This is a genomic window from Mycobacterium sp. 4858 (assembly GCF_900240975.1).
GTDB lineage: Bacteria > Actinomycetota > Actinomycetes > Mycobacteriales > Mycobacteriaceae > Mycobacterium.
This window is the reverse complement of record NZ_LT968776.1, coordinates 2,826,156-2,844,611: the sequence shown is the minus strand read 5'-3', so window position 1 is coordinate 2,844,611 and position 18,456 is coordinate 2,826,156. Positions and strand designations below refer to the sequence as shown.

Annotated in this window: 19 protein-coding genes; 7 read left to right on the top strand and 12 right to left on the bottom strand. The window is 71.0% G+C overall.

The genetic code is table 11. From position 1 onward, the window contains the following. The first annotated feature begins 30 nt into the window (after positions 1-30). From C1737_RS21955 to C1737_RS21945, 3 genes are read left to right on the top strand one after another with little or no spacing between them, the layout of a single operon-like run. Entirely contained in the window at positions 31-789 is a 759-nt protein-coding gene (locus C1737_RS21955) for a LamB/YcsF family protein (RefSeq protein WP_068098047.1), read from the top strand. Further along, positions 789-1,706 carry an MBL fold metallo-hydrolase gene (locus C1737_RS21950; protein WP_199182910.1) on the top strand — a complete coding sequence of 306 codons (918 nt, stop codon included), beginning with the start codon at positions 789-791 and terminating at the stop codon, positions 1,704-1,706. The genes C1737_RS21955 and C1737_RS21950 overlap by 1 nt, the downstream gene beginning before the upstream one ends. 15 nt (positions 1,707-1,721) lie before the next feature. After that, on the top strand, positions 1,722-2,963 hold the full coding sequence (locus C1737_RS21945) for an SLC13 family permease (RefSeq protein WP_067920737.1): 1,242 nt from the start codon (positions 1,722-1,724) through the stop codon (positions 2,961-2,963). Here the strand turns inward: C1737_RS21945 and C1737_RS21940 are convergent. The 6 genes from C1737_RS21940 to carD are packed head-to-tail and all read right to left on the bottom strand — an operon-like array spanning position 2,960 to position 8,018. Then, positions 2,960-3,949: a glycerophosphodiester phosphodiesterase gene (locus C1737_RS21940; RefSeq protein ID WP_199182908.1), complete on the bottom strand. Its 990-nt coding sequence runs from the start codon at positions 3,947-3,949 to the stop codon at positions 2,960-2,962. The genes C1737_RS21945 and C1737_RS21940 overlap by 4 nt on opposite strands. Further along, the gene (gene rlmB / locus C1737_RS21935) at positions 3,946-4,878 is read right to left on the bottom strand and encodes a 23S rRNA (guanosine(2251)-2'-O)-methyltransferase RlmB (protein ID WP_067920741.1); all 933 of its coding nucleotides are present in this window, start codon (positions 4,876-4,878) and stop codon (positions 3,946-3,948) included. Before rlmB ends, C1737_RS21940 begins: the two co-directional genes overlap by 4 nt. After that, positions 4,879-6,297, bottom strand: a complete 1,419-nt coding sequence (cysS, locus tag C1737_RS21930) for a cysteine--tRNA ligase (protein ID WP_068098044.1) — start codon at positions 6,295-6,297, stop codon at positions 4,879-4,881. A gap of 50 nt (positions 6,298-6,347) precedes the next feature. Beyond that, positions 6,348-6,818: a 2-C-methyl-D-erythritol 2,4-cyclodiphosphate synthase gene (gene ispF / locus C1737_RS21925; protein ID WP_369804504.1), complete on the bottom strand. Its 471-nt coding sequence runs from the start codon at positions 6,816-6,818 to the stop codon at positions 6,348-6,350. Positions 6,819-6,826: 8 nt separating this feature from the next. Next, positions 6,827-7,513 carry a 2-C-methyl-D-erythritol 4-phosphate cytidylyltransferase gene (ispD, locus tag C1737_RS21920; protein ID WP_102419449.1) on the bottom strand — a complete coding sequence of 229 codons (687 nt, stop codon included), beginning with the start codon at positions 7,511-7,513 and terminating at the stop codon, positions 6,827-6,829. Positions 7,514-7,529: 16 nt separating this feature from the next. Next, complete coding sequence (carD, locus tag C1737_RS21915) at positions 7,530-8,018, bottom strand: RNA polymerase-binding transcription factor CarD (RefSeq protein ID WP_007166539.1); 489 nt, start codon at positions 8,016-8,018, stop codon at positions 7,530-7,532. Between the two features lie 297 nt (positions 8,019-8,315). On the opposite strand from carD, the gene C1737_RS21910 reads away from it, so the two are divergent. Genes C1737_RS21910 through disA form a run of 3 tightly spaced genes read left to right on the top strand, consistent with a single transcriptional unit; the run spans position 8,316 to position 11,442 of the window. Next, entirely contained in the window at positions 8,316-8,882 is a 567-nt protein-coding gene (locus C1737_RS21910; RefSeq protein WP_067920749.1) for a hypothetical protein, read from the top strand. Positions 8,883-8,941: 59 nt separating this feature from the next. Further along, on the top strand, positions 8,942-10,372 hold the full coding sequence (radA, locus tag C1737_RS21905; protein ID WP_068098043.1) for a DNA repair protein RadA: 1,431 nt from the start codon (positions 8,942-8,944) through the stop codon (positions 10,370-10,372). After that, positions 10,369-11,442 carry a DNA integrity scanning diadenylate cyclase DisA gene (gene disA, locus C1737_RS21900; RefSeq protein WP_007166542.1) on the top strand — a complete coding sequence of 358 codons (1,074 nt, stop codon included), beginning with the start codon at positions 10,369-10,371 and terminating at the stop codon, positions 11,440-11,442. Before radA ends, disA begins: the two co-directional genes overlap by 4 nt. On the opposite strand, the gene C1737_RS21895 is transcribed toward disA, so the two are convergent. Together C1737_RS21895 and C1737_RS21890 are read right to left on the bottom strand one after the other, a co-directional pair. Then, on the bottom strand, positions 11,439-12,245 hold the full coding sequence (locus tag C1737_RS21895; protein ID WP_102420071.1) for a hypothetical protein: 807 nt from the start codon (positions 12,243-12,245) through the stop codon (positions 11,439-11,441). The genes disA and C1737_RS21895 overlap by 4 nt on opposite strands. 114 nt (positions 12,246-12,359) lie before the next feature. After that, the gene (locus C1737_RS21890; RefSeq protein WP_067923066.1) at positions 12,360-12,977 is read right to left on the bottom strand and encodes a carbonic anhydrase; all 618 of its coding nucleotides are present in this window, start codon (positions 12,975-12,977) and stop codon (positions 12,360-12,362) included. Here C1737_RS21890 and C1737_RS21885 point away from each other — a divergent pair. Beyond that, complete coding sequence (locus C1737_RS21885; protein ID WP_102419448.1) at positions 12,976-13,887, top strand: A/G-specific adenine glycosylase; 912 nt, start codon at positions 12,976-12,978, stop codon at positions 13,885-13,887. The genes C1737_RS21890 and C1737_RS21885 overlap by 2 nt on opposite strands. A 17-nt stretch (positions 13,888-13,904) precedes the next feature. Here C1737_RS21885 and C1737_RS21880 read toward each other — a convergent pair whose 3' ends face one another. The 4 genes from C1737_RS21880 to C1737_RS21865 are packed head-to-tail and all read right to left on the bottom strand — an operon-like array spanning position 13,905 to position 18,455. Beyond that, positions 13,905-15,383, bottom strand: coding sequence for an NADH-quinone oxidoreductase subunit C (locus tag C1737_RS21880; protein WP_102419447.1), 1,479 nt, complete (start codon positions 15,381-15,383; stop codon positions 13,905-13,907). After that, the gene (locus tag C1737_RS21875; protein ID WP_102419446.1) at positions 15,380-16,846 is read right to left on the bottom strand and encodes a proton-conducting transporter membrane subunit; all 1,467 of its coding nucleotides are present in this window, start codon (positions 16,844-16,846) and stop codon (positions 15,380-15,382) included. Before C1737_RS21875 ends, C1737_RS21880 begins: the two co-directional genes overlap by 4 nt. Next, complete coding sequence (locus C1737_RS21870) at positions 16,846-17,508, bottom strand: hypothetical protein (RefSeq protein ID WP_067923044.1); 663 nt, start codon at positions 17,506-17,508, stop codon at positions 16,846-16,848. Before C1737_RS21870 ends, C1737_RS21875 begins: the two co-directional genes overlap by 1 nt. Next, a complete protein-coding gene (locus tag C1737_RS21865; RefSeq protein ID WP_102420070.1) occupies positions 17,505-18,455 on the bottom strand; it encodes a respiratory chain complex I subunit 1 family protein in 951 nt (316 codons plus the stop codon). The genes C1737_RS21870 and C1737_RS21865 overlap by 4 nt, the downstream gene beginning before the upstream one ends. Position 18,456: the final 1 nt, after the last annotated feature.

Sequence of the window (18,456 nt, the reverse complement as noted above, 5' to 3'; positions counted from 1 at the left end):
GGCGCCGGCGCCGCCCCATAAGCTGGGCGGGTGGCCCGCATCGACCTCAACGCCGACCTGGGCGAGGGATTCGGCGTCTGGCGCCTCGGCGATGACGACGCCATGCTGCGGATCGTCACCAGCGCCAACGTGGCGTGCGGATTCCATGCCGGGGATCCCGCCGGCCTGTTGCGGGTCTGCCGGTCGGCCGCCGAGCGCGGTGTACGGATCGGGGCGCAGGTGAGCTATCGCGACCTGGCCGGGTTCGGCAGGCGCTTCATCGACGTCGACGCCGACGACCTCGCCGCCGACGTGGTGTATCAGATCGGCGCGCTGCAGGCGATCGCGCGCGCGTCGGGTTCCGCGGTGTCCTATGTCAAACCACATGGCGCGCTGTACAACACGATCGTGACCCACCGCGAACAGGCTGCCGCGGTCGCCGACGCGGTGCGGATGGTGGACCCGGCGCTGCCGGTGCTGGGCCTGGCGGGCTCGGCGTTTTTCGGGGAGGCCGCGCGCCGCGGCCTGCGCACGGTGGCCGAGGCCTTCGCCGATCGCGCCTACCGGGCGGACGGCCAGTTGGTGTCCCGCCGCGAACCCGGCGCGGTCCTGCACGACCCGGCGGCGATCGCCGAGCGCGTGGTGGGCATGGTGACCTCGGGCCGGGTCACCGCCGCCGACGGCACGCCCATCGCGGTCGACGTGGAATCGGTTTGCGTGCATGGTGATTCGCCCGGCGCGGTGCAGATCGCCACCGCCGTGCGCGATGGGCTTACGGCCGCCGGTGTCGAGATCGGGGCGTTCGGCTGATGCGGCTCAAACTCGGCCGGCCCGACATCGGGCGGTATACGGATCGGTTCGACGCGCCCGCCGCCGAACCGGGGTCCCTGTCGGTGATGTGGATGGGCGTGGCGACGCTGCTCATCGACGACGGTTCGTCGGCGCTGCTGACCGACGGCTACTTCTCCCGGCCCGGCCTGGCCCGGGTGGCGGCCGGCACGGTGGCGCCGTCGCCGGCCCGCGTGGACGGTTGCCTGGCGCGGGCCAAGGTGTCCCGGCTGGAGGCCGTGATCCCGGTGCACACCCACATCGACCATGTGCTGGATTCGGCGCTGGTGGCCGAGCGCACCGGCGCGCGGCTGGTCGGCGGCCGCTCGGCGGCCAACGTCGGGCGCGGACACGGGCTGCCCGAGGACCGACTCGTTGTCGCCGTCGGCGGCGAGCCGATCGCGTTGGGCGCCTATGACGTGACGCTGGTGGAGTCCCATCACTGCCCGCCGGACCGGTTCCCCGGCACGATCGACGCGCCGGTGACCCCGCCGGTCAAGGCCGCCGCCTACCGCTGCGGTGAGGCCTGGTCGGCGCTGGTGCACCACCGGCCGTCGGGCCGGCGCCTGCTGATCCAGGGCAGCGCCGGTTTCGTCGAGGGCGCGCTGGCCGGCCACCGCGCCGACGCGGTCTACCTGTCCGTCGGGCAGCTCGGGCTGCGGCCGCGGTCCTACCTGATCGACTACTGGACCGAGACCGTGCGGGCGGTGGGGGCGCGCCGGGTGATCCTCATTCACTGGGACGACTTCTTCCGGCCCCTGTCGAAACCGCTGCGGGCGTTGCCCTATGCGGGCGACGACCTGGATGTGTCCATCCGCATCCTCGACGAGCTGGCCACCCAGGACGGTGTCGCGCTGCACCTGCCGACGGTGTGGCGGCGCGAGGACCCCTGGGCGTGAAGCGGCCTTAAGACATTGACCCTGACACTTGCGCTGGCGCTGCTCGCTGCCGTCCTGGCGTTCGCGGTGGTGCGTCCGAAGGGCCTGCCGGAAGCGGTGGCGGCCGTTCCCGCGGCGCTCGTCCTGGTCGCGGTCGGCGCCATATCGGTGCGCCAGGCGGTCGACGAGGTGGCCGGCTTGTCGGGGGTGGTCGGGTTTTTGGGCGCGGTGCTGGTGCTGGCCAAGCTGTGCGACGACGAGGGCCTGTTCGAGGCCGCGGGGGCCGCGATCGCGCGCGGCCGCGTCGGGTCGGGCGGCCTGCTGTTGCGGGTGTTCGTCATCGCCTCCCTGATCACCGCCGTGCTGAGCCTGGACACCGCGGTGGTCTTGCTGACGCCGGTGGTGCTGGCCGCCGTCCGCCGGCTGAAGACACCGGTGCGCCCGTACGCCTATGCCACCGCGCACCTGGCCAACGGCGCCTCCCTGCTGCTGCCGGTGTCGAACCTGACGAACTTGCTGGCGTTCCACACCGCCGGCCTGTCGTTCACGCGGTTCACCCTGTTGATGGCCTTGCCGTGGCTGGGCGCGGTGGTCACGCTGTACGCGATATTCCGCTGGTTCTTCGCGGGCGACCTGCGTGTGCAGCCCGAACCCGAGGACGACGGGCAGGCGCAACGGCCGCCGGTGTTCGTGTTGGTGGTCGTCGGGCTGACGCTGGCCGGGTTCGCGGTGGCCCAGTCCGTCGGGGTGGCCCCGGCCTGGGTGGCGCTCGCCGGCGCCGCCGCGCTGGCCGTGCGCAGCCTGAACCGTGGGCACACCTCGGTGGTGGACATCGCGCGCTCGGCGCACGTGTCGTTCCTGGTGTTCGTGCTGGCGCTCGGTGTCGTGGTGCGGGCGGTCATGGTCAACGGCATGGACAGGGCGATGTCGGCGGTGCTGCCGTCCGGTTCGACGCTGCCCGCGCTGCTGGCCATCGCTGCGGTGGCCGCCGCGCTGGCCAACGTCGTGAACAACCTGCCCGCCACCCTGGTGCTGCTGCCGCTGGTCGCCCCGAGCGGACCGGTCGCCATCCTGGCCGTCCTGCTCGGGGTGAACATCGGACCGAACCTGACCTACGTCGGTTCGCTGTCGAACCTGTTGTGGCGGCGCGTGCTTCGCCAGCACGACGTCGATGCCGGCGTCGGGGAATACACCCGGCTCGGGCTGTGCACGGTGCCCGTGTCCCTGGTGGTCGCGGTGGTCGCGCTGTGGGCGTCGGCGCGCCTGCTCGGCGGCTAACCGCGGTGGTAGGCCGGCGGCAGCGGCATCCCGAGTTCGGCCAGCACGCCGCGCAGCAGCGTCGGGAAGTCGGTGATCAGTCCGTCGACCCCGTCGGCGATCTGTTCGTGCATGCCGGCCGCGTCGTTGACGGTCCACGGGATCACCTGCAGCCCCAGCGCATGCGCGCGGTCAACGTCGGGTTTGCCGGTGACGAGCCGGTAGTCGGGCGAGACGATGTCGGCGCCCACCAGCTTCGCCCCGATCATCGGGTCGCCGATGGCCGTGGCGTTCTCCCCGGCCAGCCATGGCGAATCCGGCGCCCAGGTTTCCTGGTTGTACAACGCCACCAACGGAATTGACGGCTCGTCCCGGTGAACCAACGGCAGGGTGCGCCAGTCGAAGCTCTGTATCTCCACCCGGCCGACCTTGCCGGCCGACCTGACCGCCGCCAGTATCACGTCGACGAACTGCTGAGGATCTGCCGACGTGCCGGGGTGGTCGGCCGCCACTTTCGTCTCGATGTTGTAGCGCACGGCGGCGCGGTAAGAATCGGCGAGGGCGAACACCTCCGACAGGATGGCTATCTTGTTGCCCCGCACCACCTCGGCATCGGGGAACTCCGCCAGCCGCCGCCCGCAGTCGAGCGTGCGGACCTGTGCCAGGGTGAGCTCGTGCACGAGCTTGCCGACGTAGGGATACTGCGGGTCACCGGCGAACGCGGGTCCCGTGTCCGAGCATTTATCGGCGTCGATCGTCGGATCGTGCCAGACCAGCGGTTGCCCGTCTCTGGTGATGTTGATGTCGAGTTCCAGTGTGCTGACACCCAATTCGATTGATTTCGCGAACGCCCGCAACGACTCCTCGGTGGTCTCCCCGCGTCCGCCGCGATGCGCCTGCAGGTCGAAGCCGGGTGGTTGCGCCGGCGCCGCCGGCTGCGGCACGATCAGCGCCAGCGTCAGCAGCACGGCGCCCAGGCGCGCGAGCCGGCGGCGCACCGGAGTCAAACCCTGCGTTGGCGGGCGATCTCGGCGAGCACCACCCCGGCGGCCACCGAGGCGTTCAGCGATTCGGCGTGCCCGGCCATCGGGATGGACACCACCTCGTCGCAGTTCTGCCGCACCAGACGCGACAGCCCCTTGCCTTCGGACCCGACGACCACCACCAGCGGGTCGGCGCCGTCCACGTCGTCGACCACCGTGTCGCCGTCGGCGTCCAGGCCGATCACCCGGATCCCGCGGTCGGCCCAATCCTTCAGGGTCCGGGTGAGATTGGTGGCCCTCGCGACCGGGATGCGGGCCGCGGCGCCGGCGCTGGTGCGCCAGGCCACCGCCGTCACCGACGCCGACCGTCGCTGCGGGATCAGCACACCGTGGCCGCCGAACGCCGCGACCGAACGCACGATCGCACCCAGGTTGCGGGGATCGGAGATGTTGTCCAACGCCACCAACAGCGCGGGCGGCGAGCTCATCGCCGTCGCCAGCAGATCGTCGGGATGGGCGTAGTTGTACGGCGGCACCTGCAACGCGATGCCCTGATGCAGGTGGTTGGCGGTCATCCGGTCCAGGTCGGCACGCGGCACCTCGAGGATGGAGATGCCCGAATCCGCCGCGCGGGCAACGCATTCGGTGACCCGCTCGTCGGCCTCGATGCCCAGGGCCACGTACAACGCGGTCGCGGGGACACCGGCACGCAGGCATTCCAGCACGGGGTTGCGGCCGAGCACGGTCTCCGTCTCGTCGGTGGTCCGCTTGGCGGGCCGGCGTGGCTGCGACTGGGCGCGCTTGGCGGCGGGATGGCTGGGACGCAGGTGCGCCGGCGGCGTGGGACCGCGCCCCTCCAGCGCGCGGCGGCGCTGGCCGCCCGAACCCACGGTCGCCCCCTTCTTGGTGCCCGCCTTGCGTACTGCCCCGCGGCGCTTCGAGTTGCCGGCCATCTACTTACCGCGCTTCTCTTCGGGGGCCTGCAGTGACCACTGCGGCCCGTCGGCGGTGTCGGTGACCTCGATGCCGGCGAGCTTCAGCCGGTCCCTGATCTCGTCAGCGAGCGCCCAATTGCGTTGCTCGCGAGCCTTTTCCCGGTTCTGCAGCTCGGCCCGCACGAGCACCTCGACGGCCGCCAGCGCGGCCGACGTCTCGTCGCGGGTTTCCCACCGTTCGTCGAGCGGGTCGCAGCCCAGGATGCCCATCATGGCGCGGATCGCGCGGGCATGCTGCAGCGCGCCCTCATGATCACCGGTGTCGAGGGCCCGGTTGCCCTCGGCCCGGGCGAGGTGCACCTCGGCCAGCGCGGCCGGGACCGCCAAGTCGTCGTCGAGCGCCTCGGCGAACCGCGGGGTCGGATCGCCGGGCGTGACGGCACCGACCCGGACGCGGACCCGGTGCAGGAATTCCTCAACGCCCACATAGGCTTTCACCGCGTCCTGCAGGGCGGTGTCGGAGAATTCCAGCATCGAACGGTAGTGGGCGCTGCCCAGGTAGTAGCGCAGCTCCGCCGGCCGTACCCGCTGCAACAACGCCGGTATGGCCAGGACGTTGCCCAGCGACTTGCTCATCTTCTCGCCGCCCATGGTGACCCAGCCGTTGTGCAGCCAGTACCGGGCGAATCCGTCACCGGCGGCACGGCTCTGCGCGATCTCGTTCTCGTGGTGCGGGAAGACGAGGTCCATCCCGCCGCAATGGATGTCGAACTCCGGCCCCAGATAGGTCCGCGCCATCGCCGAGCACTCCAGGTGCCAGCCCGGCCGCCCGCGCCCCCAGGGCGTCGGCCACGACGGCTCGCCGGGCTTGGCGGCCTTCCACAGCGTGAAGTCTCGCTGATCACGCTTGCAGGTGGCCACGCCCTCGCCCTGGTGGACGTCGTCGATCTTGTGCCCGGACAGCTGGCCGTACTCCGGATAGCTGAGCACGTCGAAGTAGACGTCGCCCCCCGCGGGGTAGGCGTGGCCGGTTTCGATCAGGCGGTCCATCAATTCGACCATCTGGGTGATGTGGCCGGTGGCGCGCGGCTCCGCCGACGGCGGCAGGACGTCCAGGGCGTCGTAGGCGGCGCTGAACGCGCGCTCGTAGGTGGCCGCCCACTCCCACCACGGCCGGTCCGCCGCGGCAGCCTTGTTGAGGATCTTGTCGTCGATGTCGGTGACGTTGCGGATGAACGCGACGTCGCAGCCGCGGGCCATCAGCCAGCGGCGCAGAATGTCGAAGGCCACGCCGCTGCGGACATGGCCGATGTGCGGCAGGCCCTGAACCGTGGCGCCGCACAGGTAGATGGAGACGTGGCCCTCGCGCAGCGGGACGAAATCACGCACGGTACCGGCTGCGGTGTCGTGTAGCCGCAAGCGGGCGCGATCGGTCACGACGTGCCAGCTTACCGGGTGGTTCCGAGTTGCCCGGCGCTGCGCGGGCCTTAGCCGACGGGGATCACCAATGCGGTGGCGATGGCGGCGCGGCCCTCGCCGCGACCGGTCAGCCCCAGCCCGTCGGTCGTCGTCGCCGACACGGACACCGGAGCGCCCAGCAACTCCGAGAGCACGCGTTGCGCCTCGGCCCGGCGCGGGCCGACCCTCGGCTCGTTGCCGACCAACTGCACCGCGGCGTTCCCGACCCGAAAGCCGTCACCCGCCACCAGGCCGACGACGTGGCGCAGCATGTCGGCGCCGCTGACGCCCTTCCAGCGCGGGGCGTCGACCCCGAACACCGCGCCGATGTCGCCCAGCCCCGCGGCCGACAACAGGGCGTCGCACAGCGCGTGCGCCCCCACGTCGCCGTCGGAGTGACCGGCGCACCCGTCGGCGCCGGGGAACAGCAGGCCGACCAGCCAGCACGGCCGCCCCGGTTCGACCGGGTGAACGTCGACGCCCAGCCCGACCCGGGGCAGGAGCTCGCTCACCGGCGTACGACCGCTTCGGCCAGTAACAGGTCGAGCTGGGTGGTGATCTTGAACGCCAGTGGGTCGCCCTCGACCACCTGGACCTGGCCGCCGACGTGCTCGACCAGCGACGCGTCGTCGGTGAAATCGGCGGTGCCGGCCCGCTGGTAGGCCCGCAACAGCAGGTCGCGCGCGAAGCCTTGCGGCGTCTGCACGGCGCGCAGGCCGGCCCGCTCGGGCGTGCCCAGGACCACCCCGTTGGCGTCCACGGCCTTGATGGTGTCATGCAGCGGCAGCGCCGGCACGACGGCGGCGTGCCCGGCCCGCAGCGCGTCCACCACGCGCACGATCAGCTCGGGGGGTGTCAGGGCGCGGGCGGCGTCGTGCACCAGGACGAAGTCGGGTGCACCGGCGAGGGCCGCCAGCGCAAGGCTCACCGACGTGGTTCGGTCGGCTCCCCCGGCGACGACGGTCGCCCGCTCGCCCAGTGCCCGCTTGGCCTCATCGACCCGCGCCTCCGGCACCGCCACCACGACGTGGTCGACGACTCCGGATTCGAGCAAACCGCCGACGGACCGGTCCAGCAGGGAGCGCCCGTCGACCTCACAGAATGCCTTCGGGATGCCGGCGCCCAATCGCTCACCCGAACCTGCGGCCGGGACGACTGCGACGACCGCGCCCGAGGAGACCGTCCCCGTGACCACCGAAGCGTCAGAGCCTTCAGGAAGCGGCGGCCAGAACCTCGTCGAGAATGGTTTCCGCCTTGGCGTCGTCCGTGCTTTCGGCGAGGGCCAATTCACCGACCAGGATCTGACGCGCCTTGGCCAGCATGCGCTTCTCGCCGGCGGACAGACCGCGTTCCTGGTCGCGACGCCACAGGTCGCGCACCACCTCGGCCACCTTGTTCACATCGCCGGAGGCCAGCTTTTCCAGGTTGGCCTTGTAGCGGCGCGACCAGTTGGTCGGCTCTTCGGTGTGCGGAGCCCGCAACACCTGGAACACCTTGTCGAGGCCTTCCTGGCCGACGACGTCGCGGACGCCGACGTACTCGGCGTTGTCCGCGGGAACTCGAACGGTCAGGTCTCCCTGCGCCACCTTCAAGACGAGATATTCCTTTTGTTCCCCTTTGATGGTGCGGGTTTCAATCGCCTCGACTAACGCAGCACCGTGATGTGGGTAAACAACGGTGTCGCCGACCTTGAAGATCATCTGATTCGAGCCCCTTTCGTTACTTCAGTCTAACACGGCCGCCCAATCGCGCGAGGAGCAACGATGCAGGTCAGGGGCACAACACGCGCAGATTAGGGGTTGACACGGGGAGCAGAACGTGCAGTGACGCACATTACCAATGCGCTCACCCGGCCCCGAGACCGGCCCCCACGCGGGCCCACGCGAGCACACGGAACGGCTCCAGGGCTGGTCTCGCGCCCCGCGCTACCGCCCGCGAAACCTTCCTACTACTGTGCATAGTTGCATCAGTCGAACCGGCCCAGCAGGAGGCATTGAGTGAACCGCTTCGAGATGAGCCTCCCCCTCCGCCTGCCCGCGCCGACCCTCCGGGCCGCGCTCGTCGGCCTCGTCGCGGTGGTCGCCGTCCTGCTCAGCGGTTGCGGGGCCGGCCAGGTCTCGCAGATGGCCGTCCAGGAACCCGCGATCAACGGCAACAAGGTCACGATCAAAAACGTGGCGCTGCGCGACATCCGCATGCAGGCCTCGCAGACCGGCGACTCCATCCAGCCGGGGCGGGCGGTGGACCTGTTGCTGGTTGCGATCAACCAGTCGCCCGACACGCCGGACAGGCTGGTCAGCATCACCAGCGACGTCGGGGCGGTGGCCGTGAGCGGAGACGGCCGGCTGCCCGCCGGCGGGATGCTGCTGATCGGTACGCCGGAGGGCCAGAAGGTGCCGCCGGGGCCCATGGGCTCGAACAACTCGGCCAAGGCGACCGTGATGCTCGCCAAGCCGATCAGCAACGGCCTGCTGTACAACTTCACCTTCACTTTCGAGAAGGCCGGTCAGGCCACCGTGCTGGTTCCGGTTTCGGCCGGGCTGGCCCCGCCGCAGCAAAGCTAGGCGGGCGCAGCCGCCTGTCATAGCGGGGTTTTGTCGTACCGCCTCGATACCGTCATGGCGTGGCTAATCCGCGCTCCCAATACCGCTGTTCCGAATGCCAGCACGTCACCGCCAAGTGGGTGGGCCGCTGCCTGGAGTGCGGCACCTGGGGCACCGTCGACGAGGTGCCGGTGCTGGCCGCGGTCGGCGGCCGGCGCACGGGGATCGCGTCGGCTTCGGCCTCGCGTGCGGTCCCGATCACCTCGGTCGAACCGAACGCCAGCCGGCACCGCTCGACGGGCGTCGCAGAGCTCGACCGGGTGCTCGGCGGCGGGGTGGTGCCCGGTTCGGTCACGCTGCTGGCGGGCGATCCCGGCGTGGGCAAGTCGACGCTGCTGCTCAAGGTGGCCCACCGCTGGGCGCTGTCGGGCCGGCGTGCGCTGTACATCTCGGGTGAGGAGTCCGCCGGCCAGATCCGGCTTCGGGCGGACCGGATGGGCTGCGGCGCCGAGGAGGTCTATCTGGCCGCCGAATCGGACGTGCACACGGTGCTGGATCACATCGCGACGGTGCGGCCCGCGCTGGTGATCGTGGACTCGGTGCAGACCATGTCCACGACGGAGGCCGACGGCGTGGCGGGCGGTGTCACGCAGGTGCGTGCGGTCACCGCGGCGCTGACCGCGGCCGCGAAGGCCAACGGAATCGCGCTGATCCTGGTCGGCCACGTCACCAAGGACGGGGCCATCGCCGGCCCCCGCTCCCTGGAGCACCTGGTCGACGTGGTGCTGCACTTCGAGGGCGACCGCAACGGTTCGCTGCGGATGGTGCGCGGGATCAAGAACCGGTTCGGCGCCGCCGACGAGGTGGGCTGTTTCATGCTGCACGACAACGGGATCGAGGACGTGTCCGACCCGTCGAACCTTTTCCTGGACCAGCGGCCCGCGCCGGTCGCCGGGACCGCGATAACCGTGACGCTGGACGGCAAGCGGCCGCTCATCGGGGAGGTGCAGGCGCTGCTGGCGACACCGGGGGGCGGCTCGCCGCGCCGCGCCGTCAGCGGCATCGACCACTCGCGCGCCGCGATGATCAGCGCCGTGCTGGAGAAACACGGCAGGCTGGCCGTCGGCGCCAGCGACATCTACCTGTCCACCGTCGGGGGCATGCGGTTGACCGATCCCTCGTCGGACCTGGCGGTCGCGATCGCGCTGGCCTCGGCCTACTCCGGACTGCCGTTGCCGACGACGGCGGTGATGATCGGCGAGGTGGGGCTGGCGGGCGACCTGAGGCGGGTCAGCGGCATGGAGCGGCGGCTGGGCGAGGCCGCGCGCCAGGGATTCAGCATCGCGCTCATCCCGGACGGCGACGACCCTCGACGCGAGATAGTGCCTGCCGGCATGCGGGCGCTGCGCGCCCCGACCATTGTCGCGGCGCTGCAACACATGAAAGCCATCGCCGAGCCGCGCAGCGGCTGGACGCATAACGCGGTCGGGCCGCACAATGACACGCTGTGACCCGTCCGACACTGCGTGAGACCGTCGCCCGCCTGGCCCCGGGGACCGGGCTGCGCGACGGCCTGGAACGCATCCTGCGTGGCCGTACCGGCGCGCTGATCGTCCTCGGCAACGACGAGAACGTCGAGGCCATCTGTGACGGCGGCTTCGCGCTGGACGTCCGCTACGCGCCGACCCGGCTGCGGGAGCTGGCGAAGATGGACGGCGCCGTCGTGCTGTCCACCGACGGCAGCCGCATCGTGCGCGCCAACGTGCAGCTGGTGCCGGACCCGTCGATACCCACCGACGAATCGGGGACGCGGCACCGCTCGGCGGAACGGGCGGCGATCCAGACCGGTTACCCGGTGATCTCGGTGAGCCACTCGATGAACATCGTGACCGTCTACGTGGGCGGGGAACGCCACGTGGTGGCCGATTCGGCGACCATCCTGTCGCGGGCCAACCAGGCGATCGCGACCCTGGAGCGGTACAAGACCAGGCTCGATGAGGTCAGCAGGCAACTGTCGCTCGCCGAGATCGAGGACTTCGTCACGCTGCGCGACGTGATGACCGTGGTGCAGCGGCTCGAGCTGGTCCGGCGCATCGGCCTGGTGATCGACGACGACGTCGTCGAGCTGGGCACCGACGGGCGCCAGCTGCGGCTGCAGCTCGACGAGCTGCTGGGTGGCAACGACATCGCGCGGGAGCTGACCGTGCGCGACTATCACGCCAGCCCCGAGCCGCTGTCCAAGGCGCAGATGACGGCGACCCTCGACGAGCTCGACGCCCTCTCGGACACCGAGTTGCTCGAACTCACCGCCCTGGCAAAGGTTTTCGGCTACCCGACGACGGCGGAGGCGCAGGACTCGGCGGTCAGCCCGCGCGGCTACCGCGCGCTGGCGAGCATTCCGCGGCTGCAGTTCGCCCACTCCGACCTGTTGGTCCGGTCATTCGGGACGCTGCAGGGCCTGCTGGCGGCCAGCGCGGGCGACCTGCAGTCGGTGGAGGGCATCGGCGCGATGTGGGCCCGCCACGTGCGGGAGGGGCTGTCGCAGCTCGCGGAGTCGACTATCGCCGACCCGCTGAGTTAGCCCGCGGGAACCGGGGCGGGCGGCGCCTCGGGCGGCGGCGCGGCGGCCGGCTGCCCCGGCCCTGGCACCGGGCCCGGCGGCGGGGGCGGCTGGTTCATGATGAACGGAACCGGCTGCGAACGCAGGTTGCCCAGCTGCACCACGAGGTTGTAGGTGCCCGGGCCGATCGCCGGCCGCGGCAGCGGGCAGTGCGGCGCCGACCCCATCCCCGTCCACGTCACCGCGGTAGTCACCTGCTCGCCCGGGGTGAAGGTCTTGATCAGCGTCTCGTTGGACGGCGCGCAGTCCAGGTTGGACCACAGCCGCTTGTTGTCCAGCGAGTACACGTAGGCCGCCAGCACCGCGGCACCCACGTCGCGCTTGCAGGACACCAGGCCGATGTTGGTGACGACCATGGTGAACTTCGGCTGATCACCGATGAAGTATTGAGGCGCGTTGGTCAGGCCCTTGACGGCCAGCGTCGAATCGGGGCAGTCGTCGCCCTCTTTCAGCACCGGCGGCGGCTGCACCGCCGCGGTGGGGGTGGGCATCTCCGGGTTCTGCCCCTGCTGCGGCACAGCCGGGTTGGGCTGCTCCCCGGGGGCCGCCGGCGGAGGCGCCTGCGGGGCGGGCGAACCGGGCTTGCTCTGAGCGGAATTGGGCTTGTCGACACTGGCGGGCTTGGCGCCCGAGTTGTGTCCCATGAAGGCGATGACCGCGGCGACCACGATCCCGACGACGACGACCGCGACGCCCACGGCCAGGCCACGGCGCCGCCAATAGATCTCGGTGGGTAGCGGGCCACGCGGTTCCAGATCCAGCACGTTTGCAGCGTAGGCCCAGGTCACGCCGAGTTGCCTGACCCGCCCCGGCGTGTCGCGGGGTTTGCTGGCCGACCGTCGTGTTAGTGACAGGCCCAGAAAGTCGTTTACTCCCCGCTATTCGCCGATGTCGCCGACGTGGTCGACCAGCGCCGCCCGCCCGTCGGCCAGGTGGTAGGTGGCGCCGGCGACCGCCAGGGTGCCCTCGCCAATCCGCTCGGCGATCGCCGACGAACGCGACACGAGCTGGGCGATCGTTTCCCGCACATGCCGTTCCTCGAACTCGTCGACGCGGCTCAGCCCGTCCCGGCGGCCCATCAGGATCGAGGGCGCGACCCGCTCCACCACGTCGCGCACGAAACCACCGGGTATCGACCCTTCGTTGATGGCGGCCAGGGCGGCCTTGACGGCACCGCAGCTGTCGTGGCCCAGGACGACGATGAGCGGCACGTCGAGGACCGTCACGGCGAACTCGATGGAGCCCAGCACCGCCGAGTCGATGGCCTGTCCGGCGGTGCGCACCACGAACATGTCGCCCAGACCCTGGTCGAAGATGAGCTCGGCCGCCACCCGGCTGTCTGCGCAGCCGAACACGACCGCGGTCGGCTTCTGCCCACCGGCCAGGCTGGCCCGGTGTTCGACACTCTGGCTGGGATGCTGGGGCCTCCCGGCGACGAATCGCTCGTTACCCTCTTTGAGTGCTTTCCATGCGGTTACCGGACTGGTGTTAGGCATGGCTGACATCATGCCGCATCCGCTGGTAAACGGGCGGCCAAATATTTCAGCCGACGAGTTGCTCGACTGGTACGAACGATCCCGTCGCGACCTGCCTTGGCGGGGGCCCGGCGTCAGCGCGTGGCAGATCCTGGTCAGTGAATTCATGCTGCAGCAGACGCCGGTGTCGCGGGTGCTGCCGATCTGGTCGGACTGGGTGTCGCGCTGGCCCACCCCGTCGGCGACCGCGGCGGCCAGCGCGGCCGACGTGTTGCGGGCCTGGGGCAAGCTGGGTTACCCGAGGCGGGCGAAGCGCTTGCACGAATGCGCGACCGTCATCGCGCGCGAGCACGGCGATGTCGTCCCGGCCGAGGTCGACACCCTGCTGACCCTGCCCGGCATCGGCGGCTACACCGCGCGCGCCGTCGCCTGTTTCGCCTACCACCAACGGGTTCCGGTGGTGGACACCAACGTGCGCCGGGTCGTCGCTCGGGCCGTGCACGGGCGGGCGGATGCCGGGAACCCGTCCGCGACCCGCGACCACGCCGACGTGGACGCGCTGCTGCCGGTCGACGATGCGGCGCCGCGGTTTTCGGTGGCACTGATGGAGCTGGGCGCGACGGTGTGCACGGCGCGGGCGCCGCGGTGCGGGTTGTGCCCGCTCACCCGGTGCGCGTGGCGGGACGCCGGCTACGCCCCGGCGCAGGGGCCGGCGCGGCGGGTGGAGACCTACGCCGGAACCGACCGTCAGGTCCGCGGCAGATTGCTGGATGTGTTGCGCGCCAACGATTCCCCGGTGACGCGGGCGGAACTCGACGTGGCGTGGCTGACCGACACCACCCAGCGCGACCGGGCACTGGATTCGCTGCTGGCCGACGGCCTGGTGACCCGGACGGCCGACGGCCGTTTCGCATTGCTGGGCGAAGCGTAGCCGGGGGTCAACGCTCGTCAGAGATCATTGCCGGCGTACGACTGGTTGAAGCTCTTGTTGGCCAGCGGGAAGTCGGGGACGATCGTGTCGGCCATCGCAACCGGCAGCGCCGGCCAGTTGAACCACGACGGGTCGACGATCTTCGCGCGGGTGAGCCGAGCGGCGGGGTCGGTCTCGACGCGGTGCACGATGGTCCCGCGCCAGCCCTCGACGATGCCGATGCCGCTGCGGGGCATCCGCGGCGCCGGTGCCTCGACGTCGTATTCGATTGGGCCGCAGTGTGATTCGATCAGGTGACACGCCAGTTCGGTGGACGCGGCGAATTCGTCGCGCCGCACGGTGTAGCGGGCCAGCACGTCACCCGCGGCGGCGCCGATCTCGGTGACGGGGAGCGCGACGGTGGGGTGTTCGACGCGGGCGTCCGTGCGCATGCCGCTCGCCCGCGCTACGTAGCCCAGGCAGCCGAGGGCGTGCGCGTCGTCGCGGTGCAGGGCGGCGGTCCCGGCGAACCGGTCGTACACCATGGTGTTGCCGAGCGTCAGTTCGGCGATCTCGGCGAGGTCGTCGGCGATCCGCCGCAGCGCGGCGACATCGGGCAGCGCCCGCAGTGTGACGGCGCCCGGGCGGACGGCGCCGCGCAGCAGCCGATGCCCGGTCACTGTGGCGTTGAGTCGCAACAACTCTTCGCGGATGCGTTGCGCGTGCGCGTTCGCGAGCGAAAAAGCGACGTCGTTGGCCAGTGCCCCCAAGTCGGCGGCGTGGTTGTAGAGCCGTTCGAGTTCGACCAGGAGCGCCCGCAACCGGTGCACTTCGTCGGGAAGTTCCATCCCGAGCGCGTCCTCGACGGCCAGACAGTGGGCGAGCGCGTGCCCGACGGAGGTGTCGCCGCTGACGCGTTCGGCCAGATCGACCGCGCCGCCGGCGGGCCGGCCGTGAAAAAGCTTCTCCATGCCCCGGTGGACGAACCACAGTCGGGCCTTGAGCCGCAGCACGGTTTCGCCGGCGACGGAGAACCGGAAATGGCCGGGTTCGATCAGCCCGGCGTGCACGGGACCCACCGGGATTTCGTAGACCCCGGGCCCCTCGACGGTGACAAACGGAAACCGGCCCGCATTATCGAATTCAGGGGCGGGCGGCGCGTCGCCGCGCATCGGGTACCACTCTTCGGGCCAGTGGGCGTGCCGCACCAGGCGGCGCGCCTTGGGATGCCCGACGCACCGGATTCCGTACAGGTCGGCCATTTCCCGCTCGAAGCGGCTGGCGGCGAACGACAGGTAGGCCAGCGATCGAACCACCGGATCATCCTTCGGCACAACGCATTCCAGCTCGACGCGGCGATCCGGCCACCCGGCCAGGAACAGGTAGACGACACGGAAGGCGGCGCCGTCGTCGTGCGCGGCCACCAGGCCTAGCCGAAACCCCCTGCCCAGCAGGTCCTCAGCCGTATCCGCCAGCCGGTCCTGGGACAGCCGGTGACGCTGCCATTGCGGCCTCATCGCGGTCCCCCGACCTCGCGGGCCGCGATCGTGAACAGGTCGGTGAGCGGGCCGGCGGTGGCACCGAGGGCGATCGATGCGGCGATGCCGACGGCCAGGGCGGCCGCCACCGTTCGCGGGACCGCGATCCGTGGCGCGGCGACCGGGGCGCCCAGCAGGATCCGGCCCGCGTTGCGGGCCAGCGCGGCGAAGGCGATCGCGACCAGCAGCATGCCGGCGGCGAGGGCCCAGGTGAGCCGGGCGTCGGCGAGGGAACGGGCGATGGCCAGCTCGCTGGCGAACATCGCGAACGGCGGCAGGCCGAGCAGGACCACCACACCGACGGCCAGTGACACACCGATGAGGCGGGAACGCCTCAGCACCGCGGTGATGTCGGCGATCTTGGTCGAGTCGTGGGCGGCCTGCAGCTGGCCGCTCGCCAGGAAGAGCACCGTCTTGCCTATCCCGTGAGCCAGGACGTGCAGCAGCAGCGCGGCGATGGCCAGCGAGGTGCCGGCCGCCGCGGCGATTGCGATCAGTCCCATGTTCTCCATGGACGAATAGGCCAGCATGCGTTTGATGTCCGGTGTCACCGTCAGCATCAGCGCGGCGATTACCAGCGTCGCCAGCCCGATCACCAGCAGGCCCGACCGCATGAACGTGGGCCCGGTGGCGCCCGCGATGACCGGCTTGAGGCGAATCAACACCGAGAAGGCCACCGACAACAGCACCCCACTCATCAGCGCCGAAACCGGCGCCGGCGCCTGGCTGTGGGCGTCGGCCAACCAGGTGTGGAACGGGAACAACCCGGCCTTGGCACCGTAGCCGATGAGCAGCAATCCGCCCGCCAGCCGGGCAATGTCGCGATCGAGCCCGCCGGCGTGCGCCGCCAGCACGTCGAGGTTCAGGGCGGCGGCGGCCGGCGCGCCGGCATGCTCGGCGGCGTAATAGAGCAGCACCGTGCCCAGGAAGGCGACGGCGATGCCGACCGAGCAGATCACGACGTACTTCCAGGTCGCTTCGAGCGCGCTTCGGGTGCGGCGGTGTCCGACCAGGAAGGCGGTGATCACCGTGGTGGCCTCGATCGCGATCCAGATCACGCCGATGTTGTTGGCGCACACGGCGACAACCATCGCGGCCAGGAAGCCCGCCGTCAGGGCCCCGTACACCCGGGCCCCGCGCGAATCGGTGTGGCCGTGCGCGAGCTCGGCGTCGAGGTAGCCGATGCTGGCCCAGGTGGCCAGTGTGGCCACGATTCCGATGATGATCAGCATCGTGGCGGTGAGCGCGTCGACCCGCAACAGCCCGCCCAACGCCAACCGCGTGCCGGATCCGACATCGAACGCGAGCGCCGCGCCGCACGCCAGCACCGTCACCGCCGATCCGACGATCAGCGTCGCGGTCGCCCGGCGCCACCCGGCGACCAGAACGGCCACCGAGGCACCGACGGGGGTGAGGATCGCGGCGAGCAGTAAACCGGTCATCAGTCGTGCAGCTCCTGCAGCGCGTCCAGGTCGGCACCGCCGAAGGCGTGCGACAGCCGGCCCGTCAGCACGCCGATCACGATGACGGCGAACAACACGTCCAGCGAGGCGCCGAGTTCGACGATCAGCGGAACTCCGGCGGTGAGCAGGAACGCGGTGGCGGCGATCCCGTTGTCCAGCATGAGGAATCCCGCCGCCTGCGACACCGCGTGCCGCCGGGTGACCATCACGAGCAGGGCGATGAGCACCACCGCGGTGGCGGCCGGCACCGCGGTGGTCGTGGCGGCGGGCTGCAGGTTCACCAGGGGTCCGGTGGCGGCGAACGCGGCCAGCGTCAGCGCGGCGGTGATGAGCAGCGACGTGGCGGTGTTCACCAGTGGGGTGGCTTCCCGGCGCGACCGCGATTCGGCGCTGCCGGCGCGGGCCAGCAGCCGCGGCAGCACCGCAACCCGCAGGATGAGCACGGCCACGCCGACGCCGACGAGCGCGCGGTCGTGGTCGTACACCCCGCGCAGCACCGGGATGGCCGCCAGGGCGGCGCCCTGCCACGCCAGCAGCCGGATGATGGCGACCAGGTCGCGGCGCCACACGATCAGCACCGCGGCCAGCAGCAGGCCGCCCGCGGCGAGGTCGACCAGTACCGAGAACGTGCCGTACGTCATGCCGGCACCACGAAGAAGTTGGCGGCGACGACCGCGAGTAACGCCAACAGGAACGACCCGGCCAGCAACTCGGGGACCCGGAACAGCCGCAGCTTGGCGACGAACACCTCGACGGTGGCCAGCAGTCCCGCCAGCACCGCGACCTTGACCGTCACCGCCGCGAGGCCGACGACGATGTCCACGGCGCCGGGCCGGCCGCCGGCAATGCCCCACGGCGCGAACAGGTTTGCCAGCAGCGCCAGCAGCACGGTGAGTCGCATCCCGGCCGCCCACTCGACCAGGGCCAGCCGCGGACCGGCGTATTCGAGGATCATCGCCTCGTGGACCATCGTCAGCTCGAGATGGGTGGCCGGGTTGTCCACCGGCAGCCGCCCGGTCTCGGCGACGATCACGATCACCAGCGCGGTGAAGGCCAGCACCGCGGCCAGCGACACCACCTGCCCGGGATGCGCGACCGTATGCGCCACCAGCGCACCGAGATTCGCCGATCCCGCCGGCATGGACAGGGCGAAGACCGCCAGCAAGATGGTCGGTTCGACGAGTGCGGCGATGGTGATCTCGCGGCTGGCGCCCATGCCGCCGAACGAGGTGCCGGTGTCGATGCCGGCCAGGGTCAGCGCGACGGTCCCGACGAACAGCAGTCCGACCACGGCGAACAGGTCGGCGCCGGCGTCCAGTGGCGATCCGGTGGCGACCAGCGGCGCGATCGCGGCGATCAGCAGTGTGGTCCCGGCGACGATAGCGGGTGCGGCCGCGAACACCAGCGTTGTGCCTCGTGGGGTGATCCGTTGTTTGCCAAGCTGTTTGACGATGTCGCGCCACGGCTGCAGGACGCCGCCGCCGACGCGGCCCTCCCACCGGGCGCGGACCTGCCGGGTCAGCCCGACCACCAGCGGCGCGCCGGCCATCACGCCGCCGATCTGAGCCGCACCCGCGGCGTAGGACAGG